This window comes from Arthrobacter sp. QXT-31 (assembly GCF_001969265.1).
Classification (GTDB): Bacteria; Actinomycetota; Actinomycetes; order Actinomycetales; family Micrococcaceae; genus Arthrobacter.
Genome location: NZ_CP019304.1, coordinates 3,825,902 through 3,846,910, shown reverse-complemented (window position 1 = coordinate 3,846,910; position 21,009 = coordinate 3,825,902). Strand labels below are relative to the sequence as shown.

The 21,009-nt window shown below is 68.1% G+C and carries 22 protein-coding genes and 1 riboswitch; of the genes, 12 read left to right on the top strand and 10 right to left on the bottom strand.

Going from position 1 to position 21,009, the window contains the following annotated elements:
* Positions 1-94 precede the first annotated feature (94 nt).
* Positions 95-778, top strand: a complete 684-nt coding sequence (locus BWQ92_RS17525; RefSeq protein ID WP_076801582.1) for a hypothetical protein — start codon at positions 95-97, stop codon at positions 776-778.
* Between the two features lie 23 nt (positions 779-801).
* Here BWQ92_RS17525 and moeB read toward each other — a convergent pair whose 3' ends face one another.
* Positions 802-2,001 carry a molybdopterin-synthase adenylyltransferase MoeB gene (moeB, locus tag BWQ92_RS17520; protein ID WP_076801580.1) on the bottom strand — a complete coding sequence of 400 codons (1,200 nt, stop codon included), beginning with the start codon at positions 1,999-2,001 and terminating at the stop codon, positions 802-804.
* 84 nt (positions 2,002-2,085) lie between these two features.
* On the opposite strand from moeB, the gene BWQ92_RS17515 reads away from it, so the two are divergent.
* Genes BWQ92_RS17515 through BWQ92_RS17505 form a run of 3 tightly spaced genes read left to right on the top strand, consistent with a single transcriptional unit; the run spans position 2,086 to position 3,346 of the window.
* Positions 2,086-2,754, top strand: coding sequence for a TetR/AcrR family transcriptional regulator (locus tag BWQ92_RS17515; protein WP_076801577.1), 669 nt, complete (start codon positions 2,086-2,088; stop codon positions 2,752-2,754).
* 56 nt (positions 2,755-2,810) lie between these two features.
* A complete protein-coding gene (locus BWQ92_RS17510; protein WP_076801574.1) occupies positions 2,811-3,035 on the top strand; it encodes a DUF3107 domain-containing protein in 225 nt (74 codons plus the stop codon).
* An 8-nt stretch (positions 3,036-3,043) separates the two neighbouring features.
* A complete protein-coding gene (locus BWQ92_RS17505; protein ID WP_076801571.1) occupies positions 3,044-3,346 on the top strand; it encodes a hypothetical protein in 303 nt (100 codons plus the stop codon).
* On the opposite strand, the gene BWQ92_RS17500 is transcribed toward BWQ92_RS17505, so the two are convergent.
* From BWQ92_RS17500 to thiO, 4 genes are all read right to left on the bottom strand, one after another.
* Positions 3,343-4,044: a 4a-hydroxytetrahydrobiopterin dehydratase gene (locus BWQ92_RS17500; RefSeq protein WP_076801569.1), complete on the bottom strand. Its 702-nt coding sequence runs from the start codon at positions 4,042-4,044 to the stop codon at positions 3,343-3,345. The two genes, BWQ92_RS17505 and BWQ92_RS17500, sit on opposite strands and share 4 nt — an antisense overlap.
* A 63-nt stretch (positions 4,045-4,107) precedes the next feature.
* Positions 4,108-4,905: a thiazole synthase gene (locus BWQ92_RS17495; RefSeq protein ID WP_076803798.1), complete on the bottom strand. Its 798-nt coding sequence runs from the start codon at positions 4,903-4,905 to the stop codon at positions 4,108-4,110.
* Positions 4,906-4,910: 5 nt separating this feature from the next.
* Positions 4,911-5,147 carry a sulfur carrier protein ThiS gene (gene thiS / locus BWQ92_RS17490; protein ID WP_076801567.1) on the bottom strand — a complete coding sequence of 79 codons (237 nt, stop codon included), beginning with the start codon at positions 5,145-5,147 and terminating at the stop codon, positions 4,911-4,913.
* 34 nt (positions 5,148-5,181) lie between these two features.
* On the bottom strand, positions 5,182-6,483 hold the full coding sequence (gene thiO, locus BWQ92_RS17485) for a glycine oxidase ThiO (RefSeq protein WP_076801565.1): 1,302 nt from the start codon (positions 6,481-6,483) through the stop codon (positions 5,182-5,184).
* A riboswitch (TPP riboswitch) is annotated at positions 6,474-6,595 on the bottom strand. Its footprint overlaps the gene before it by 10 nt.
* 27 nt (positions 6,596-6,622) lie before the next feature.
* Here thiO and thiE point away from each other — a divergent pair.
* Entirely contained in the window at positions 6,623-7,324 is a 702-nt protein-coding gene (gene thiE / locus BWQ92_RS17480) for a thiamine phosphate synthase (protein ID WP_076803797.1), read from the top strand.
* Between the two features lie 15 nt (positions 7,325-7,339).
* On the opposite strand, the gene BWQ92_RS17475 is transcribed toward thiE, so the two are convergent.
* Positions 7,340-8,026, bottom strand: a complete 687-nt coding sequence (locus tag BWQ92_RS17475) for a ferritin-like fold-containing protein (protein ID WP_076801563.1) — start codon at positions 8,024-8,026, stop codon at positions 7,340-7,342.
* 41 nt (positions 8,027-8,067) lie between these two features.
* Here BWQ92_RS17475 and BWQ92_RS17470 point away from each other — a divergent pair, with 41 nt between their 5' ends.
* The 3 genes from BWQ92_RS17470 (at position 8,068) to BWQ92_RS17460 (ending at position 12,466) form a co-directional block, all read left to right on the top strand.
* On the top strand, positions 8,068-9,594 hold the full coding sequence (locus BWQ92_RS17470) for an RNB domain-containing ribonuclease (protein WP_076801561.1): 1,527 nt from the start codon (positions 8,068-8,070) through the stop codon (positions 9,592-9,594).
* Positions 9,595-9,908: 314 nt separating this feature from the next.
* Positions 9,909-11,588: a DEAD/DEAH box helicase gene (locus BWQ92_RS17465; protein WP_076801558.1), complete on the top strand. Its 1,680-nt coding sequence runs from the start codon at positions 9,909-9,911 to the stop codon at positions 11,586-11,588.
* A gap of 5 nt (positions 11,589-11,593) precedes the next feature.
* Positions 11,594-12,466 carry a DNA-methyltransferase gene (locus BWQ92_RS17460; protein ID WP_076801556.1) on the top strand — a complete coding sequence of 291 codons (873 nt, stop codon included), beginning with the start codon at positions 11,594-11,596 and terminating at the stop codon, positions 12,464-12,466.
* Positions 12,467-12,553: 87 nt separating this feature from the next.
* Here BWQ92_RS17460 and BWQ92_RS17455 read toward each other — a convergent pair whose 3' ends face one another.
* The gene (locus tag BWQ92_RS17455; RefSeq protein ID WP_076801554.1) at positions 12,554-13,399 is read right to left on the bottom strand and encodes a PHP domain-containing protein; all 846 of its coding nucleotides are present in this window, start codon (positions 13,397-13,399) and stop codon (positions 12,554-12,556) included.
* Between the two features lie 49 nt (positions 13,400-13,448).
* Between BWQ92_RS17455 and BWQ92_RS17450 the strand changes: the two genes are divergently transcribed.
* The gene (locus BWQ92_RS17450) at positions 13,449-15,038 is read left to right on the top strand and encodes an aminopeptidase P family protein (RefSeq protein ID WP_076801551.1); all 1,590 of its coding nucleotides are present in this window, start codon (positions 13,449-13,451) and stop codon (positions 15,036-15,038) included.
* 94 nt (positions 15,039-15,132) lie between these two features.
* Here BWQ92_RS17450 and BWQ92_RS17445 read toward each other — a convergent pair whose 3' ends face one another.
* A complete protein-coding gene (locus tag BWQ92_RS17445; protein ID WP_076801549.1) occupies positions 15,133-16,173 on the bottom strand; it encodes a general stress protein in 1,041 nt (346 codons plus the stop codon).
* Between the two features lie 77 nt (positions 16,174-16,250).
* On the opposite strand from BWQ92_RS17445, the gene BWQ92_RS17440 reads away from it, so the two are divergent.
* The 3 genes from BWQ92_RS17440 to BWQ92_RS17430 are packed head-to-tail and all read left to right on the top strand — an operon-like array spanning position 16,251 to position 19,375.
* Complete coding sequence (locus tag BWQ92_RS17440; protein WP_003805129.1) at positions 16,251-17,534, top strand: magnesium transporter MgtE N-terminal domain-containing protein; 1,284 nt, start codon at positions 16,251-16,253, stop codon at positions 17,532-17,534.
* Positions 17,515-18,237 carry a DUF1003 domain-containing protein gene (locus tag BWQ92_RS17435; RefSeq protein ID WP_076801547.1) on the top strand — a complete coding sequence of 241 codons (723 nt, stop codon included), beginning with the start codon at positions 17,515-17,517 and terminating at the stop codon, positions 18,235-18,237. The genes BWQ92_RS17440 and BWQ92_RS17435 overlap by 20 nt, the downstream gene beginning before the upstream one ends.
* A 10-nt stretch (positions 18,238-18,247) precedes the next feature.
* Positions 18,248-19,375 carry an Mrp/NBP35 family ATP-binding protein gene (locus BWQ92_RS17430; protein ID WP_076801544.1) on the top strand — a complete coding sequence of 376 codons (1,128 nt, stop codon included), beginning with the start codon at positions 18,248-18,250 and terminating at the stop codon, positions 19,373-19,375.
* A 241-nt stretch (positions 19,376-19,616) separates the two neighbouring features.
* Here the strand turns inward: BWQ92_RS17430 and BWQ92_RS17425 are convergent, their stop codons facing one another.
* Positions 19,617-20,015: a Sec-independent protein translocase TatB gene (locus BWQ92_RS17425; RefSeq protein ID WP_076801542.1), complete on the bottom strand. Its 399-nt coding sequence runs from the start codon at positions 20,013-20,015 to the stop codon at positions 19,617-19,619.
* Positions 20,016-20,105: 90 nt separating this feature from the next.
* Positions 20,106-20,999, bottom strand: a complete 894-nt coding sequence (locus BWQ92_RS17420; protein ID WP_083706352.1) for a hypothetical protein — start codon at positions 20,997-20,999, stop codon at positions 20,106-20,108.
* Between the last annotated feature and the right edge of the window lie 10 nt (positions 21,000-21,009).

The window sequence follows — 21,009 nt, the reverse complement described above, 5'->3', positions numbered from 1 at the left end:
ACCGTATGTTCTGACAAACAGGACCCCACAAGCTTTCCATAGGCTGCCCGGGGAGCATGGATGTTGCCCGTGAAAACCATATTGGGGAGCAGCCATGAATTTTCCGTCACCGGCCCCTGCCGTCCCGCCCCTGAGCCGCCGGCAATTCGGACTGATCGTGGGAGGCGGAGCGCTCCTGCTGGTGGGCGGCGGAACCTACGGCGTGGTCTCCCGCAGCCGGCCGGGCAGCGGAAAGGGCCTAGACACACCCTTCGGAACCCTCTCACTGGTCGACGCCGGCCGCCTCGCCAGGCTCGATGCCCAGGGCCTGCCTGCCGCCACGCCGCTCGCCGCGGCAATCTCGCAGGTCACCGACGGTGCCCGCCGGGCCGCCGCCGCGGGCCAGCCCGGAATCCAGCGCATCTCCAGCCGCCAGGGCACCGGAGGGGACGGCCACCACGGTGCTCCCCTCCTGGACTCCGGCTGGCCCCAACCGGGAAACTTCACCTGGGGCGACGTCGTCGTGCTGGAAGTGGCGATCACGAATGTCCGCCCCGAGCCGGTCCTGTTCAGCCCCGGACAGCTGCGCCTCAAGCTGCTGCCCTCCGGCATCACCGTGGCCCCGCAGGACGCCGACCGGGGCCCGGGAACGATTGCCGCCGGCGCCACAGAGCAGGTCTGGATCAGCTACCTGGCCCCGCACGATTCGCTGGCCATGGAAGTGGAGTACACGGGGCTGGACGACGAGGCCCGGAGCCTTGCCCTGCCGCTGTTGACGCTCGCGAGGATGTCGTCATAGTCCGCGGGCAGCCCCGCGGCTGCTCAGTAGACGGGCTTCTGGGGCTCCACGTCCCGCACCCAGGCGAGGATGCCGCCGTCGAGATGGCTGACGCGCTGGTAGCCGGCCTTCCGGGCGGCGGCCAGCACGGCGGCCGAGCGTGTCCCGGCCTTGCAGTGGAACACGATGTCCTTGTCCTGCGGCAGCTCGCCCCACGCCTCGCCGGAGAGGATGCGCCCCTGCGGGATCAGCACCGAACCGTCAATCCGCACAATGTCGTACTCCCCCGCCTCGCGCACGTCCACGAGGTCGAAGTCCTTCAGTCCGGCCTGCCGCGAGGCCAGCATCGTAGCCAGCTGGGTCGCCGTCACGGTGTGTTCGGTGTCGGTGGTTTCCGCCGGCGCGATGCCGCAGAACGCCTCGTAGTCGGTCAGCTCGGTGATCCGGGGGGCGTTGGGGTCCTTGGCCACCCTGATCTCGCGCCAGCTGCCGCCCAGGGCGTCGTACAGCGCCACCCGGCCCAGCAGGGAACGCCCGACGCCGGTAATCAGCTTGACGGCCTCGGTCACCATGAGCGATCCGACCGCCGCGCACAGCATCCCGAAGACGCCGCCCTCGCCGCACGAGGGCACTTCACCGGCCGGCGGCGCTTCCGGATAGAGGTCCCGGTACGTGGGCCCGTGCTGCTCCCAGAAGACGCTGACCTGCCCGTCGAAGCGGAAGATCGATCCCCACACGTAGGGCTTGCCGAGGATGGCGGCGGCGTCGTTCACGAGGTAGCGCGTGGCGAAGTTGTCCGCCCCGTCCAGGATGAGGTCGTAGCCGGCGAAAAGCTCCAGCGCGTTGGAAGCATCGAGCCTGGTGTTGTGCAGGCGGACGTCCACCAGCGGGTTCAGTTCCGCGATGGCGTCCCGGGCGGACTCGATCTTGGGCCGACCGACGTCCCGCGTGCCGTGGATGATCTGCCGCTGCAGGTTGCTCAGGTCCACGGAGTCGTCATCGATAATCCCGATGGTTCCCACACCGGCGGCGGCAAGGTAGAGCAGCGCCGGCGAGCCCAGGCCGCCCGCCCCGATGACCAGTACGCGCGCGTTCTTCAGCCGTCTTTGGCCGACAGCGCCGATTTCGGGAATGATGAGGTGCCGGGAATACCGCTCCACCTCTTCGGTGGAAAGCGCAGGCCCGGGATCAACGAGGGGACCCGGGAGCGTGCGGACTGTATTTGCGGTGGACGGAGAAGCCATACTTCAATGTATGCCTGAAGATACCGCGCGGTCATATTACCCCCGGGTAAAGTGAAGTTAACTGCAAAGGAAAGAAGGCCAACAGTGGTTCATCATGCACCGGTTGATCGAACTCAGGCCGCGCAATCCAATGCCGGCCAGGCCCGCCCCGCCGGCCAGCGTTCCGCCAGGCTGCCGCGCGATGAACGCCGGGCCCAGCTGCTGGCCGCCGCCCAGGAGGTTTTCGTCGCCAATGGCTACCACGGTGCCGCGATGGACGAGATCGCGGAGACGGCCCACGTCAGCAAGCCTGTGCTCTACCAGCACTTTCCGTCGAAGCGGGAGCTTTACCTTGCCCTGCTGGACAGCCACCTCGAGGCGCTGACCGCGCTGATGCTTGGGGCCATGAACTCCACCACGGACAACAAGGAGCGCGTGAAGGCCGTCATGCGCGCCTACTTCAGCTTCATAGACAGCGACGACCAGGCCCACCGGCTGGTGTTCGAATCCGACCTCATCAACGACGCCGACGTCAGCTCGCGCCTGGAGACCTTCAACAAGACGTTTGCCGAGGCCATTGCCCGGGTCATCGCCGAGGACACCAAGCTGCCGCTGCTGGAGGCCCAGTTGCTGGGACGCGGCCTTGCGGGCATGGCCCAGGTCAGCGCCCGCTACTGGCTCGAAACCGACGGGAACCTGGACATCGATGTGGCCAGCGACCTGATTTACCGTTTAGCTTGGCGCGGAATCTCTCGCTTCCCCAAAGAGACCTAGACTACAACTGAAACTACTTTTGAAATTTCAACCTTGACTGGCTGGGAGGCCCCGCTGTGGAAGTAAAGATCGGCATTCAGAACGTCGGCCGTGAAATTGTGCTGGAATCGGCTCAGGATGCTGACGCTGTGGCCAAAGTCGTGGCCGAAGCCATTGCCAAGGGCAGCGAGCTCCGCCTGAACGACGAGAAGGGCCGCCAGATCATCGTCCCGGCCAATGTCCTCGGCTACGTCGAAATCGGCGCAGAGGAAGTCCGCCGGGTCGGTTTCGGCGCCCTGTAGGCCCCGCTGTGCTGTCCCTCGCGATCGTGGTCCTGGTGACTGCCGCAGCCGGCTTCATCGTCTGGGCCAACGACAGGCGCCACACCAAGTACGGCATCCTCCTGCCGGCGGGTACGGCCGTGGCGGTGGGCATGCTCGCCTGGATCATCTGCATCTGGGCGGGCCTGGGCTACCAGCCCGGGCTGACGTGGATGCCGTGGGTGGTTCCCATGGTGGCCGGGGCCGCCGCCGCCCTGGCAGTGGCAGCCTTTCTCGGCCGTGAGCGCGCCAAGCAGGATACCCGGCGGCTGACGGCAGCGCTGAAAATCTAGCCGCCGCTTTCAGATCCGGCAGGCTCTGCCTCACCCAGGTCCAGCCCCTGTCCTTCCTCGGTGCACAGGCAAAGCCGGTTCCCCTGGGCATCAGTGACCACCACCCAACCGGGTGCGTGGTCACTGTTCATTAAGGCCCCGGTTGCTGCCGTCTTCTCCAGGACGGGTGCCGACTCCGCCTTCGAGCGGTGGACATCCAGGTGCAGGCGGTTGTCGTTGGGGGTCCGGGTCTCCTGGAACCACACGCCGGGGCCGCGGCCGTACGGGTCCACCAGGTCCCCGAAGCGTCCCTTCCGGTAACCGAGCGCGACGCGCCAGACCTCGGAGATCTCCGCCGCGTCAGCCGTGTCGATGCCGATGTCCACCGACCGGTACAGGCCCGGCTGGGCCTCAGCGCCCGCCGCCGCCGCGGCAGCGCTGACCGAGGCGGCAGCTCCGGTATCCCGCGGGGTTACTTCGCCCCCGGCGTCGTGGGAGCTGAACCGGATGAACACGCGGTTGTAGCGCCAGTCCAGGTCCGGATGGTGGTCCATATCCTCCGCCACACGCCCGACGGCGGAGATCAGCTCAAGCGCGGCGGCCGACGTCGGTGTTTTATAGACGGTGACCAGGCCGCCCAGCCGGTAACGCCAGTCCGGCAGGCCGGCGAGCGCTTCGTCGATCTGGGGTCGGGTGAGGATGTCGTCCCTGGCGGCCACGGCTGGCTCCTTGGAAGTGCCTGTTGAGCCTGCCGCGCGTCCGCCGGGAAAGAGTGGCGGGGCTTAGAGGAACTCCGCCCGGCCCTCCATGGCCGACGACGCCAGGGCATGCTCACGGCGCGGGATCCGCCCGCCCGCACGCGCCAGCCTACCGGCGATGACGGCGTGTTTGAAGGCCTCGGCCATCACCGCGGGGTTCTGTGCACGGGTGACGGCGGTGGCCAGCAGGACGGCGTCGCAGCCGAGTTCCATCGCCAGTGCCGCGTCCGAGGCCGTGCCGATCCCTGCGTCCAGGACCACGGGAACGGATGCCCGGGACACGATCAGCTCGATGTTGTGCGGGTTGAGGATGCCCAGGCCGGTACCGATCGGGGCTCCCAGCGGCATGACCGCCGAGGCTCCCAGGTTTTCGAGCCGGAGCGCCAGGACGGGGTCGTCGTTGGTGTAGGCGAAGACCTTGAAGCCGCGGTTGACCAGCTGCTCGGTGGCCTCCACGAGCTCCACGGCGTCCGGCAGCAGCGTGTGCTCGTCCGCGATGACCTCGAGCTTGACCCAGTCGGTCTCCAGCGCTTCGCGTGCCAGCTCGGCCGTCATGACGGCGTCGCGGGCCGTGAAGCAGCCGGCCGTGTTGGGGAGGACGCGGATGTTGTGGTCCACCAGCAGCTGGAAGAGCGAGCCGGTCTCGGCCGGCGAATACCGCCGCATCGCAACCGTGGTCAGCTGGGTGCCGGAGGCCACCAGCGCCGTGCCCAGACCGTCCAGGCTCGGAGCGCCGCCGGTGCCCATGATGAGCCTGGAGGTCAGCTCCACCCCGTCAAAGACCAGGCTGTCTGCTGCTGTTTCAGTCAATGTTTCTGCCATCGTGCTCATCCTCCTTGGACTGCCGTGACGAGTTCGATCTCGTCGCCCTCGGCGAGGGCGGTGCTGTGCCACTGGCTGCGCGGCACCACGGCCGAGTTGCGGGCCACCGCAACGCCCAGCCGCTGCCCGTCGGCGGCCTGCCCGCTGGCGGACAGGCGGCGACCTGTGACCTGGCTGACGAGTGTGGTGACCGAGGCGCCCTCGCCTACTTCCTGTTCAATACCGTTCAAAGTGATGTTCATGCTGATTCCTTATTCGGGTCAAATGTGACGTGCGTCATGCGGGAGTGCCGCAATGGGTGAAAGCTCCCAGCGGGGCAGCAACTCCCAGCGGATCGGGGAGCCCGGGGGAAAACCGGGCCGGCCGGAACGCGGCCCAGCGCCGATCGGTAATGCCGTCCATGAGCTGGCGGCAGATCGCCGCGGCGGCCGGGGTCAGCAGGACCCCGTGGCGGAAGAAGCCGGTGGCAATGATGAGGCCCGCCACGTCCGTACCGGCATCCCGCCCGCCTGCGGGGCCGCATGCCGGTACGCGGCCCAGCAGGGGTGCGTTGTCAGGTGTGCCGGGCCGTGCCCGGGCGGTGGCCTCGAGCAGCTCCAGCTCGGCGACGGCGGGAAGCAGGGCCTGCGCGTCACGCAGCAGCTGGTAGACGCCGCCGGCGCTGGTGCCCGGCACGCCGTCCTCGCGCTGGGTGGCGCCGATCACCACCGTGCCGTCCTGGCGGGGCACTATGTACACCGGAACGCCCCGCACCATGCCCCGGACGGTTGCGGTGAGCAGGGGCTGCAGGTGTGCGGGGACCCGAAGCCTGAGGATGTCTCCGTGGACGGGCCGCAGCGGCAGATGGAGGCCTTCCGGCAGGTTCTGCAGCTGTGCCGCGGCCAGGCCGTTGGCCACCACCGTCTCGGCCGCCCTGACGGAGCCGCCGCCCGCCAGCCGGACGCCGCAGACGCGTCCGCCGTCCCAGAGCAGGCCAGTGGCCTGCTCTGGGACGGTGGACCCCTGTGCTGCCGCGTTCCCCTGGCCCGCAGTCCTCTGGCCTTGGCTGGCCAGCTCTGCGGCCAGGGCCCTGACCAGCTTGCGCGGGTCCACCTGGTGGTCTGCCGGGATATCAAGGGCGCAGGAAATTCCGGGGCTGAGCAGCGGCTCGCGGGAACGCGCCTCGCGGATAGTCAGCGGTTCCACTTCCAGGCCGTGGGCCCGCTGCACGTCCCGCAGGTCCATCAGCGCGCGCCGGTCGGCGGGATCGGCACCCAGCGCAAGGGTAGGCGTCGTGAGATAACCGGCGTCCTCCCCGGTGGTGAGGGTGGCGGCAAACTCCGGCCACCTGGCCGAGGACTCCAGCATCAGCTCCAGGAGCCCTTCCTCCTGGTAATGCAGTTCGCTGACCGGGGCGAGCATGCCGGCCGCCGCCCAGCTGGCGCCACTGCCGGGGGCTTCATCGATGAGCACCACCGACCGGCCGGAACGCCGCGCCTCCCAGGCGATGCCGTGGCCCACCACGCCCCCGCCAATGACGGCCACGTCTGCCTCGAGACGCGTCGCGGCACAATCCTTACCGCTGGTTTCGGGATTCATGTTTTCCTTCCCTACGCCGGTACTAACCGGATCAGGTCAAGCGGTCGGCTCTGACGCCCTCTCAGCCCTGCGCCTTTTATGACATCGGCAACGGGCTCCCGCGGTACCTGCCCAGTTTAGAGGAACTAAGGTGGTTGCCATGACCGAGCACTCTGCCCACACCGCCGCCCGCCTCTACCTCTGCACCGATGCCCGCAAGGACCGCGGGGACTTTGCGGACTTCGTGGACGCGGCGTTTGCCGGCGGCGTTGACATCATCCAGCTGCGGGACAAGAGCATTGAGGCGGCCGAGGAGCTCGAGCTGCTGGAAATCGTCCACGCCGCCGCCCGCCGGCACGGCCGGCTCTGGGCCGTGAACGACCGCGCCGACGTCGCATCCATCGCCGGCGCCCCGGTGTTCCACATCGGCCAGAAGGACCTGCCGCTGCGCGCTGCCCGGAAGCTGCTGCACGATGCAACCGTGATCGGGCTCTCCACCCACAGCACGGAGCAGGTGGATGCCGCCATCGTCGCCGCCCACGGACGCGGCGGCCTGGACTATTTCTGCGTGGGCCCGCTCTGGGCCACCCCCACCAAACCCGGGCGCGCCGCCGTCGGACTCGATCTGGTGAGCTATGCGGCGAAGGCTGTCCGCACCGTGAACGAGGAAATCGTGGGGGGACTGCTGCTGCCCTGGTTCGCGATCGGCGGGATCGACCGCACGAACGTGGAGCAGGTCCTGGCGGCCGGAGCCAGCAGGATTGTCGTCGTCCGTGCCATCACCGAGGCGCCGGATCCGGCGGCCGCAGCGGCGGAACTGCTCGACGCCCTCGAAGCGACGTCCCCCGCAGCCGTCATCTAGCGGCAACCCGGCAAGCTACCCGCTCAGGCCCAGCTGGACCATCCGGCGGGAATGGTTTTCCGCGACTTCGGCCGTGATGCCCCGCACCTGTTCGCGGGCGCTGGCGTCCGTGGCGCCGGGTTCCGCCTCGACGAACAGTTCGCTGAGGAAGGCGTGCTCGTGGCCCACACGCTGGGCCTGGGTGATGGCTTCGCCCAGCAGGCGGCGGCCCCACAGCGCCAGTCTGGATGCCAGCCGGGGATCATCGGCCAGGGCTCCCCTGAGCCGCTCCCGGAGCACCGCCGTGGCCTCCTCGGACGACTGGATCTGCTGGATCACCTCACGGGTTCCGGCGTCCACAAACCGCGCCACGGCCTGGTAGAAATCGGCGGAAACGGTGTCCACCACATACGCCTTCATCAGGGACTCGTACCAGTCCGCCGGGCGGGTCCGTTCGTGGAAGTGGTCCACGGCGGACTGGAACGGCAGCATCGCATGTTCGACGTCGACGCCCATCTCCGCCAGCTTGGCGCTCACCAGTTCGTAATGCTGGAATTCAATGACGGCGATCCGGCCGAGCACGGCCCTGTCGTGGAGCGTGGGCGAGTAACGGGCGTCGGAGGACAGCCGTTCAAACGCGGACAGTTCGCCGTACGCCATCACACCGAACAGGTCTGCGACGAAGCGGTCGTAGCGAGCGGTGCCAGCCGAGGATGTGCCCATAATCCAAGACTAACGGCGCAATTCGGGCTAACCTGATTTTCGTGTCACATCATCGGCTGTCGCCCAGCGTCCACGAGCAGACCAACGCGCTCGCCGATGCCCTGAGCGCGCTGCGGACGGAACTCGAGCTCCCGGGCGAATTCCCCGAGGACGTGCTCAAGGAGGCCGAAGCCGCCGTCGCCGACCGCGAATTCCCGGCCCTGGACCTGACCGGCGTGGAGTTCCTGACCATCGACCCGCCGTCGTCCACCGACCTTGACCAGGCGCTCTTCATCGAACGGCTAGGTGACGGCTACCGGATCCTTTACGCTATCGCCGACGTTCCGTCCTTCGTGCAGCCCGGCGGCGCGCTCGACGCCGAGACCCGGCGCCGCGGGCAGACGTTCTATGCGCCGGACGGCCGGATCCCGCTGCATCCGGAGGTCATCAGCGAGAACGCGGGCAGCCTGTTGGCCGGGCAGCTGTGCTCCGCCTTCGTCTGGGAGTTCGAGCTCGACGCCGCCGCTGAGGTGCTGTCCGTGCTGGTGCGCCGGGCTGCCGTGCGGAGCCGGGCCAAACTCAATTACAGGGCAGTCCAGGCGGAACTGGACGCCGGGACAGCTTCGCCCATGCTGCAGCTTCTGCGCGAGGTGGGACGCAAGCGTGTGGACCTGGAGCGGGCCCGCGGCGGCGCCAGCCTGAACATGCCCGAACAGGAGATCGTCCAGCTTAGTGACGGCGGCTACCAGATCGTGGCGGTGCCGCAGCTCCCGGTGGAGGACTGGAACGCCCAGATTTCGCTCATGACCGGAATGGCCGCAGCCTCCCTGATGCTTGAGGGAAAAGTGGGGATCCTGCGCACCATGCCTGCCCCGGACGAACGCTCACTCAGCCACTTCAAACGCCAGACAGCCGCGCTGGGCAAACCGTGGGACGGGCAGGAAAGCTACGGCGAATACCTGCGCACCCTCGACCCCACCGACCACCGGCAACTGGCCATCCTCCATTCGGCCGGCATGCTCTTCCGCGGGGCCGCGTACACGCATTTCGACGGAACCGTCCCGGAGGACGCCGTCCAGTCAGCCATCGGCACGGCGTACGCCCACACCACGGCCCCGCTGCGCCGCCTCGTGGACCGGTTTGTGCTGGTCATCTGCGAGGCACTGAGCAACAACCGCCCCGTGCCTGCCTGGGCCCGCGAGGCGCTGCCCTCACTGCCCGAGATCATGGCGTACTCGGACCAGCTGGCGGGGCGGATGGAACGCCTTGCCCTGGACACCGTGGAAGCCGCGCTGCTGATCAACCACATCGGGCAGGAGTTCGACGCGGTGGTGATCTCCGGATCGAAGCCGGCCAAAAACGGCAACGGCAACGGCGCAGGGAACAGCAACGGGGCCGGCAACGGGAACGGGAACGGTGCCAACGGCAAGGGGGCCAACGGGTCCGGCCCCTCCGGGGTGGTCCAGATCGCGGAACCGGCGGTGACGGCCAGGTGTGAAGGGGAAATGGAGCCCGGCACCAGGGTCCGCGTCCGGCTCATCTCCTCCGACATCGCAACACGGGAGGTCCGCCTCGAGCTCGTCGGCTGATGCGCCCCGGACGGCAGTTCCCGCGGCCGCAACGTGCGCCTGCGGCGGCCTGAGTCAGGGAAACCACGGATTTGCCAGTAGACTGGGTGGGTAGTAATGGATGCCCGGTCGTTGATTTCCTTGATTTGAATTCAACAAGCCCGCCCCTACGCGATCTTGAGTCACACCCGCCGGTCCCCAGTGCCGGCAATTAGATAGCCCGCGATCGGCTTCCACTGGAATTGCTTGCGCGCCTGAGCGTGCTCCGGAACGGCCCCGTGCCCGCCCCGTTGAGCAGGCGGCGCCAATGCCTAAATGAATAAGGAAACTCCCCTGTGAGTGAATTGCATACCCACCAGCTGCTCTCCGATGACACCGGCACCGAGACCATCGAGCCGGAAGAGACCATCATCTCGGACGAGAAGCCGCACGAGATAGCCGAAAAGACGTTTGCCGACTTCGATGTCCGTCCCGACATCGTCGAGTCCCTGGCGGACGCCGGCATCACGCACCCCTTCCCGATCCAGGCCATGACGCTGCCGGTGGCCCTGACCGGCCACGACATCATCGGCCAGGCCAAGACCGGCACCGGCAAGACGCTCGGCTTCGGTATCCCCGTCCTGCAGCGCGTGCTGGGCCGGGACGACGCCGGCTTCGACAAGCTCCCCTCCCCCGGCGCTCCGCAGGCCATGGTGATCGTTCCCACCCGCGAACTTGCCGTCCAGGTGGCCAATGACCTGCAGACCGCCTCCCGCAAGCGCAACGTGCGGATCGCCACGATCTACGGCGGCCGCGCCTACGAACCGCAGATCGAGGCCCTGCAGAAGGGCGTGGAAGTGGTCGTCGGCACCCCGGGCCGCCTCATCGACCTCTTCAAGCAGCGCCACCTGGTGCTGAAGAACGTCAAGATCGTGGTCCTGGACGAGGCCGACGAGATGCTCGACCTCGGCTTCCTGCCCGACGTCGAAACCCTCATCGCCGGCACCCCCGCGGTCCGCCAGACCCTGCTGTTCTCCGCCACCATGCCCGGCCCCGTCATTGCGATGGCACGCCGCTACATGACGCAGCCCACGCACATCCGCGCCGCCGACCCCAACGATGAGGGGCTCACCAAGCGCGATATCCGCCAGCTGATCTACCGCGCCCACAGCCTGGACAAGACCGAGGTGGTCTCCCGGATCCTGCAGGCCCGCGAGCGGGGCCGCACCATCATCTTCACCAAGACCAAGCGGACTGCCGCGAAGGTGGCCGAGGAACTGGTGGACCGCGGTTTTGCCGCCGCCGCCATCCACGGCGACCTCGGACAGGGCGCCCGCGAGCAGGCCCTGCGGGCGTTCCGCAACAACAAGGTGGACGTCCTGGTGGCCACCGACGTTGCCGCCCGCGGCATCGACGTCGACGACGTCACCCACGTCATCAACTACCAGTGCGTTGAAGACGAGAAGATCTACCTGCACCGGGTGGGCCGCACCGGCCGCGCCGGCAACAAAGGCACGGCCGTGACGTTCGTAGACTGGGACGACATGCCGCGCTGGGGGCTGGTGAACAAGGCGCTGGGGCTGAACGTCCCCGAGCCCGTCGAGACCTACTCGTCCTCGCCGCACCTGTACACCGACCTGGACATTCCGGAGGGCACCAAGGGCCGGCTGCCGCGCAGCAAGCGCACCCTCGCCGGCGTCGACGCCGAGGTCCTGGAGGACCTGGGCGAGACGGGCAAGAAGAACAGCCGCTCCCGCAAGCGCGACTCCGGCCGCTCCGGGGGCAGGGACGGCAGCCGCCGCGGCGGCGAGTCCGCCAACCGCTCGGGCGAGCGCCGCCGTCGTTCATCAGACACCCGCGCTTCAGACACCGGTGCAGAAGCTGCAACCGGTTCCGCCGCCACGGCAACCGCTGAAGGCGAGCAGCCGGCACGCGCGCGCCGCACCCGCACCCGCACGCGCCGCCGCAACGGCGAAGTGGTCTCCGGCGGGGAATCCGCAGCCACCGGCCAGCAGCCCGGCACCGAGGCCCCATAGCCTCAATGACTGAAACTGTCTGGGCGCCGGACGGCAGCAACCTGGTGGTGCACGCGGATAACGCGGACTTCCTCCCCACGCTGCCGGACGGCGCCTTCACACTGATCTACGTGGATCCGCCCTTCAACACGGGACGGGCCCAGCAGCGCCAGGAAACCAAGATGGTGCTCAACGCCGACGGCGACGGCGACCGGGTGGGCTTCAAGGGCCGCTCGTACGACACCATCAAGGGCGCCCTGCACCGCTACGACGACGCGTTCAGCGACTACTGGTCGTTCCTCGAGCCGCGCCTGGTGGAGGCCTGGCGGCTCCTGGCCGACGACGGCACCCTGTACCTGCACCTTGACTACCGCGAGGTGCACTACGCCAAGGTCATGCTGGACGCCATCTTTGGCCGGGCCTGCTTCCTCAACGAGATCATCTGGGCCTACGACTACGGTGCGCGCGCCAAAAACCGCTGGCCCACCAAGCACGACAACATCCTCGTCTACGTCAAAAATCCGGCGAAGTACCATTTCAACAGCGCCGAGGTGGATCGGGAACCTTACATGGCCCCGGGGCTCGTGACTCCGGCCAAGCGGGAGCTGGGCAAGCTGCCCACGGACGTCTGGTGGCACACGATTGTCTCCCCCACGGGCAAGGAAAAAACGGGCTACCCCACACAGAAGCCCGAGGGCTTGGTGCGCCGCGTCGTGGCAGCGTCCAGCCGCCCGGGCGACTGGTGCCTGGATTTCTTCGCCGGTTCCGGCACGCTCGGCGCCGTCGCGGCCAAGATGGGGCGCAGGTTCGTCTGCGTGGACCAGAATCAGCCAGCCATAGACGTCATGGCCAAGCGGCTCGGGGCGCATGCCGAGATCGCGTCCTACCCGCCCAACTAGCTCGCAGTAGTTGTCGTTTTGAGGGCCCAAAACGACTACTACTGCCAGTCAGTTGGGCCAGCGCACCGTTGGGTCAGCGCTCTTGGATCAGCGGACGACGTCGGTGCCCGTCCCCAGCTCCTCGATCCGTTCGAACACGTCCGGCGCAGTCAGGTTCTCGCCGAGGCGGTTCGGCTTGCCCAGCCCGTGGTAGTCCGAGGACCCCGTCACCAGGAGCCCGTGCCGGGCAGCCAGCTTCCGGAGGAATTCCCGGCCCTCCGCGGGGTTGTCCCGGTGGTTCACCTCCAGGCCGGACAGGCCGGCGTCGATCATGTCGTGGTACGTGCTTTCGCCCACGACGCGCCCGCGCGCGGACGCCACCGGGTGCGCAAAAACGGGAACCCCGCCCGCGGCGCGCACCAGTTCGACGGCGAGGGCCGGCTCGGGCGCGTAGTGCTGCACGAAGTAGCGCGAGTGCGAGGTAAGGATCGAGGTGAAGGCCTCGGACCGGTCCGCCACCACTCCGGCCGCCACCAGGGCATCGGCGATGTGCGGCCGGCCCAGCGTGGCACCCGGCGCCACATGATGGATGACGTCGTCCCAGCTCAGGGGGTAGTCCTCGGCCAGCAAAGTGACCATGCGTTCGGCGCGGGTGAGGCGGGCGTCCCGGGCCTTCGTGATTTCTTCGAGCAGGCCGGGGTGCGTGGGGTCGTGCAGGTAGCTCAGGAGGTGGACGCTGATCCCCTGGTCCGTGCGGCACGAAATCTCCATGCCGGGCACCAGGGCCACGCCGTTGTCGACCGCAGCCCGCGACGCTTCCGCCCAGCCGTCCGTGGAGTCATGGTCGGTCAGCGCGATAACGTTCAGCCCTGCCGCCGCCGCGGCAGCCATGACCTCGGCCGGTGTCTCCGTGCCGTCGGAAACATTCGAGTGGGCGTGCAGATCAATCCTCACCTGCCCAGCCTAGTAGATGGCGCGCGCAGACGGGTGAGACTATGGGACCGTGAACGATGCAGATAACACCCACAACGGTGAAACCACAGCTTCCCAGCCCCTGGAAGAGCGCGTTAACAACCGCTCCCAGCGGCCCACTTCCGCGGCCTTCAAGGCCTTCATGGCCAGCAACTGGGCGCCCGCCCCGCAGGAGACCCCTCAGCGGGACGCCGTCGCCAGCCACGCCGCGAGGAGGCGGCGGGCCATTTCCGACCAGTTCAAGGGCGAACGCCTGGTGCTTCCGGCCGGGCCCCTGAAGGTCCGGTCCAACGACTGCGATTACCGCTTCCGGCCGCACTCCGGATTCGCGCACCTCACCGGCCTCGGGCTGGACCATGAGCCCGACGCCGTGCTCATCTTCGAACCTGTCGGAGAAGGAAAGGGCGACGACGGCGGCAGCCACCGCGCCACGCTCTACTTCCGGCCGCTGGCCGGCCGGGATACGGAACAGTTCTACGCCGACGCGCGGTCGGGTGAATTCTGGATCGGCCCGCGGCCCACACTGGCGGAGTTTGAGGCCCGGCTCGGCATCCCCACCGCCCACATCGACGAACTTGAAGTGGCCGTCACCAAGAACGTCGGCGCCCCCGAAATCGGCGGCATCTCCATCCGGCTGGTGCGCAAGGTGGACGAAAACATCGACGCGCTCGTGGATACCGCCCGTTACAACACAGCCAAGGACCCCGACAACCTGGACCTTGGTGTTCTGGACGCCCTCGATGAGAAGCTGTCCGAAGCGCTCTCCGAACTGCGCCTGACCAAGGACGAGTGGGAAATCGAACAGATGCAGACCGCGGTGGCCGCCACCGTGGAGGGCTTCACCGAAGTGGTCAAGGCCCTGCCCCGCGCCCTGACGCATGCCCGCGGCGAGCGCGTGGTGGAAGGCGCCTTCTTTGCCCGTGCCCGGGAGGCAGGCAATGAACTGGGCTACGACACCATTGCCGCCTCCGGAAACAACGCCACGGTGCTGCACTGGACCCGCAACACCGGCAAGGTCAACGCCGGGGAACTCATCCTGCTGGACGCCGGCGTTGAGGCCGATTCGCTCTACACCGCGGACATCACGCGCACGCTCCCGGCCACGGGCAAGTTCTCGGACATCCAGCGCAAGATTTACGAGGCCGTCCTGGACGCCGCCGACGCCGGCTTCGCGGCCGCCCAGATCGGCGTGAAGTTCCGCGACGTCCACACCGCCGCAACCACTGTCCTCGCGGAACGGCTGGCTGAATGGGGCCTGCTCCCGGTCTCCGTCGAGGAGGCCCTCAGTGAAGACGGGCAGCAGCACCGGCGCTGGATGCCGCACGGCACCAGCCACCACCTCGGCCTCGACGTCCACGACTGCGCCCAGGCCAAGCGGGAACTCTACCTGGACGGCGTGCTGCGGGAGGGGATGGTCTTCACCATCGAGCCCGGCCTGTACTTCAAGCAGGAAGACCTGGCCATTCCCGAGGAGTACCGCGGCATCGGCGTGCGCATCGAGGACGACATCCTGATGACCGCCGGGGGCCCGGTGAACCTCAGCGCGGCGCTCCCCCGAACGGCAGACGACGTCGAGGCCTGGATGGCGGGCATCTACCAGGAGATCGACGCCAAGGCATAGGGGTTCATGCACAAAGGGAAGGCCACCGGATGATCCGGTGGCCTTCCCTTTGCACTGGCTCTTGTTTTGTGCTGGCCCTTGTTGCTGTCCGGGGCTACTGCTGCTGGCCGTCCCGGCCCTGCTCGGGCTGGTTCGGGTCCACCCGCACGCCGTACTGCGGCCGGCCGTCCGGCAGGTCCGGGTAACGGATGGACGACGCCGGGCGCTGGCCCGTTGCCGGCGTGGGCTCTGCGGCCTGGTCGTGCTGGTGGGCGCCGTCCTGCTGGCCGGCACCGTACTGCTCGTTGGCGCCGTACGGCTGCTGTGCGCCATATTGCTGGCCCTGCTGGCCTGCACCGTATTGCTGGTTTGGGCCGTATTGCTGGTTAGGGTCCTGAGGCTGCCCTGCACCATGCTGCTGGCCTGTGCCGTATTGCTGACCAGTGCCGTATTGCTGGTTTGGGCCGTATTGCTGGTTAGCGTCCTGGCCGCGCTGGCCGTAGGGGTCGTTCCAGCTGGCCGGCCGCTGGGGTGCCTGCCCGTGGGAGGCGCCCGGAGGCGGGCCCTGGTGCCGGCCATGCTGCTGGTACGGCTGGTTCTGGTAGTCGTGTTGGGTATAGGGCGCCGTGTGCGCACCCGCAGAGGCGTCCGAGGGCGTCATGGGGAGCTGCTGCAGCAGCCGGCGCGCCTCATGGGCCGCCTCGAAGGCCACGATGACGTCGTAGTTGGTGGCAACCACCTGGCTGGTGGAGGTGAAGTCGCGCTTGCCGCGCTGCATGGCGTAGGTGACGATCCCGAACAGCATGAAGAACGCCGCGCCCATCAGGACTGAGCTGATGATGGAAAACGTTCCGCCGGCGGGCGTGAAGAAGGACAGCATGACGCCGACGAACAGGCCGAACCACATGCCGCTCAGGGCACCGGAGAGTGCCACCCGGGGGTAGCTGAGCCGGCCCGTCACCCGTTCCACCATCTTCAGGTCGTTCCCGACGATGGACACCATGTGCACGGGGAACTGCTGGTCGGCGAGGTAGTCCACGGCCTTTTGGGCGTCCAGGTAGGAGTTATATGAGCCGACGGTATCCCCGGTGGGGACAGTCTTCGATTCATCCGACCCGTTGGGCGCAGCCTTCGGAGCACCAAAAATGTTTGCCATACCCCCATTCTTGCCCATAAGGATGGGTGAACGCTGAAAATTCAGCTAAAAGAGAGCAGACTCGGTAGCCTGTAGAGGTGAGCACGAATCCTACCCGCGTCTTTGTTGCGCGCCTCCTGGGACTGGACGTCTTCGACCCTTTGGGCGACCGTCTGGGGCGGCTGCGCGACGTCGTGGTGCTCTCCCGCGGAACCCGGGGCGCCCCGCACGTGGTGGGCATCGTCGTCGAAGTCCCCGGCAAAAAGCGCGTCTTCGTTCCCATGACCCGCATTACCTCCATCGACCAGACGCAGGTGATCTGCACCGGCCTGGTCAACCTCCGCCGCTTTGAGCAGCGCGGCGCCGAGACCCTGGTGGTGGCGGAAATGTTCGACCGCCGGGTCACCCTCACCGATGGCAGCGGCGACGCCACTATCGAGGACATCGCCATGGACCAGCACCGTTCGGGCGACTGGTTCGTGAGCAAGCTGTTCGTCCGGCGCGGGCATTCCCTGGCTCCCCTGAGCAGGCTGCGCCGCAACGAGACCATGATCATCGACTGGGCCGACGCGCACCAGGGCGCCAAAACCGAGCCCCAGGCCGCCACGCAGTTCGTGGCCAACCACGAGGACCTCAAGCCCGCGGACTTCGCCGAAGCGCTGCAGGAAATGAGCGACAAGCGGCGCTTCGAGGTGGCCAGCGAACTCCAGGACGAGCGGCTCGCCGACGTCCTCCAGGAACTGCCCGAGGACGACCAGGTGGAAATCCTCTCCGCCCTCGACGTCCAGCGCGCCGCCGACGTCCTCGAGGAGATGGACCCTGACGATGCCGCCGACCTCCTCGGCGAGCTCCCGTCCGCACAGGCCGAGGAACTCCTTCAGCTGATGGAGCCCGAGGGTGCCGAGGACGTCCGGCGCCTCCTCGAGTACGACGAGGACACCGCCGGCGGCCTCATGACCCCCGTGCCGGTCATCCTGCCGCCCGAGGCCACGGTGGCCGAGGCCCTCGCCCACGTCCGGCGCGAGGAACTCTCCCCCGCACTCGCTTCCTCCATCTTCATCGCCCGTCCGCCGCTGGAGACCCCCACCGGCCGGTTCCTCGGCGTGGTCCATATCCAGCAGCTGCTGCGCTTCCCGCCGTTCGAGTCTCTCGGCAACCTCGTGGACAAGAACCTCGAGCCGCTCTCGGACCTGGCGCACATCAGCGAAGTGGCCCGCACGCTCGCCACGTACAACCTGAACTCGCTGCCCGTGGTCAACCAGGCCGGCCGGCTGGTGGGCGCAGTGACAGTGGACGACGTCCTGGACCATCTGCTGCCCGATGACTGGCGGGCGAATGACGGCGAGGCTCCGGTCAGGAAGCTTGGTGGCCGCATTGGCTGAAAACACGTCAAAGGGAGCCCGCCAGGGCGGCAAGCAGGGTACGCAGGGCAGCCTGGACACGCCGCTGAGCGGCCGCCAGCGCATCCTGCCGAAGCTCTCGCCCAACCCTGATGCGTTCGGCCATGCCACCGAGGGCTTCGCCCGCTTCATGGGCACGCCGCAGTTCCTGCTTTACATGACCGTGTTTTGTGCGTTCTGGCTGGCCTGGAACACATTCGCGCCCAGGGATTGGCAGTTCGACAAGGTCGAACTCGGATTTACGCTCCTGACACTCATGCTGTCCCTGCAGGCCTCCTATGCCGCACCGCTGCTGCTGCTCGCACAAAACCGCCAGGACGACCGCGACCGCGTGTCGCTCCAGCAGGACAGGCAGCGGGCCGAGCGCAACCTGTCGGACACCGAGTACCTCACGAGGGAACTGGCCGCGCTGCGGATCGCGCTGCGTGAAGTGGCCACCCGCGACTACGTCCGGGCGGAACTGCGGAGCCTGCTCGAAGACCTGCTGGAAGCCCAGGAGGAGCTCCGCTCCCACGAACCGTCCGGGCCCGGAAGCCATGAATCGCCGCGCGAACTGGTCCGGGAAAAGCTGAAGGAGAAGCGGGAGAGGCAGCGCAATCCCCGCACCCAGCAAATCCCCAAGGTCAAGTCTGAAAATATGCGGCAGGGCCGGCCAGCCCACCGACCCACCCCTCCCGAAAGCTGAGCATTACGGCATGAGCACCACCCTCGTTCAGGCAGTCAACGCTGCCCTGGCAACCGTCATCGACCCGGAACTCCGCCGCCCCATCACGGAACTGGGCATGGTTGATTCCGTGGAGATCTCCGACGACGGGACCGTCCGGCTGGCGGTGCTGCTCACCATTGCCGGCTGCCCGCTGCGCGACACCATCACCAAGGACTCCGAGGCGGCGCTCCTGGACGTTCCCGGCGTCACCGGCGTGGAGGTTGACCTGAAGGTCATGACACAGGCGCAGCGCGACGCACTGAAGGAGCAGCTGCGCGGCCCCGGCGGCCAGCGCGGAATCCCGTTCAACCAGGCAGGGTCCCTCACCAAGGTCTTTGCCGTGGCCAGCGGCAAGGGCGGAGTGGGCAAGTCCTCCGTGACCGTCAACCTCGCCTGCTCACTCGCGGCACAGGGGCTGCGCGTGGGCATCGTGGACGCGGATGTGTACGGCTTCTCGGTGCCGGCCCTGATGGGGATCAGCCAGGCCCCCACCCGAGTTGACGACATGATCCTCCCGCCGGTGGCCTACGGCGTGAAAGTCATTTCCATCGGCATGTTCGTCACCGGCAACCAGCCTGTGGCCTGGCGCGGGCCCATGCTGCACCGGGCCCTCGAGCAGTTCCTCACCGACGTCTACTTCGGCGACCTCGACGCACTCTTCCTGGATCTTCCGCCGGGCACCGGGGACATCGCCATCTCGGTGGCGCCGCTGCTGCCCAAGGCCGAGATCCTGGTGGTCACCACGCCGCAGGCCGCCGCAGCCGACGTCGCGGAGCGTGCCGGTGCCATCGCCACCCAGACCGGGCAGACAGTGGCAGGAGTCATCGAGAACATGTCCTTCCTGGAAATGCCCGATGGCGGGCGGATGGACCTGTTCGGCACCGGCGGCGGAGAGGTGCTCGCCGAGAGGCTGAGCGCGTCGACCGGGACCGATGTGCCGCTGCTGGGCCAGATCCCGCTGGACATTCTCCTGCGCGAGGGCGGCGATTCCGGCAAGCCCATCGTGCTGGGCGGCCCGGACACGCCGGCCGCAGCGGCGCTGTCCGGCATCGCGGAGAAACTCGCGGCCCGGCCGCGCGGCCTGGCCGGGATGAAGCTGGACGTCCAGCCCCGCTGATGGAGCCGGGGGCGGGGCCCACGACCGCCGGGTTCCCTGGCCGGGGCCCACGCCGGCGAGGGGCCCGGCCTGAGCTTGCGAAGGCGGGGAGCCGGTGGGGACTTGCGAAGGCGGGGAGCGGGTGGCTGGGCCCACGACCGCCGGGTTCCCTGGCCGGGGCCCACGCCGGCGAGGGGCCCGGCCTGAGCTTGCGAAGGCGGGGAGCCGGTGGGGACTTGCGAGGTTAGGGGGCGGTTGGGGACTACGTGGCCTCGGAATCGAAGGGGGCCGCTTCGCCGTAGGGCAGCTGCTCGATGATGCGCTCCGGCCGCGCCTCGGAGTGGGTGGCGGCGGCCGACGCGGCTGCGGCTACCGCCGCCGGGCCGCCGGCACTGACCGGCTTGGCGTCGTCCTCGAGGAGTGCTTCCTTGATGATGCGCCGCGGGTCGTACTGCCGGGGGTCATACTTCTTCCAGTCGACTTCATCGATGTCGATGCCGACTTCTTCCTTGATCTGTTCCCGGGCGCCGGAGGCCATCCGCCGCACTTCACGGACCAGGTTTGCCAGTTTCTGGGTGTATTCGGGCAGCCTCTGGGGGCCGATCACCAGGATGCCGATGAGCAGCAGAAGAAGAAACTCCGGGCCGTTGATTCCAAACACTTTAGGAAGATTACCCTCTCCGGGGAGGCAGTGACGATTTCGACCCCGAGCGCGCCTGGCGGGGGCATCCTGCAGCGACGGGGAAGCGTCTCAAAGCCCCAACTGGCGGGCCATCTTGCGCAGGCCGCGCTCGACCCGTTCGACGGCAGTTTCCGGCACCGGCCCCTCGGTGGCCGCCGCGCCGCCGGCCGCGTCCGCCCCGGCGGCGAGGCCAGGTCCGGCCATGTTTCCGGGCCCGGCGAGCATCGCCACGGCGTCGTCAGCCGCGGCGGCAGGCAGGTCCGACACATAGGTGAACGTGCTTCCCGATGTCTGGTAAATCGCGCTCCACGGCGACCCTGCCTTGACCCAGACCCGGCCGTCCGCCGCCCCGGGCATGTCCACGGGAACGTAACCGTCGATTCCCGCCGGATGGCCGGTCAGCGGGTTGACTGGCCAGGGATCCGCCAGGGATCCCTGGTGCTGTTCCAGAATCCGTGCTGTGTGCTGCCCATCGGTGAGGCGCAGTTCAACCGTGGGCTGGCCCGCCAGGACTGTTGTGCTGGCGGACACAAGACGGAAGCCCATCGCGCGCAGTTCGGGGCAGGTCCAGCCGGAGGAGCGCAGCGCGGCGAGGCGGCTGTCCGTTCCCGGCGAGTGCCCGGACTGGCCGTAGAGCGAGGCCGCGCCCGCGGCATACTGCCTCGGTTCACCAGCGGCGGCGTAAGCTCCGGCGGCGACCGCCCCGGCTGCCACCACGGCCACCCCGCCGGCCAGCCCGGCCAGCCTCATCCGGCTGGGCCGGGTAACGGGGGCAGGCGCCATGGCCAACTGCTGGGTGCGGAGCAGCAGCCTGGCTGTCAGTTCCTCACTGGCCGCCGGTACCTCGGCCGTACGGAGCCGCTCAATGTACTGGCGCTGCCGGTGCAGGGCGCTGGCGCATTCGGCACACGCGCGGATATGGTCCGTTGTCTGCGGGTGCCGCGCGCCGCCAAGCGTCGGCAACCCTGTCTTC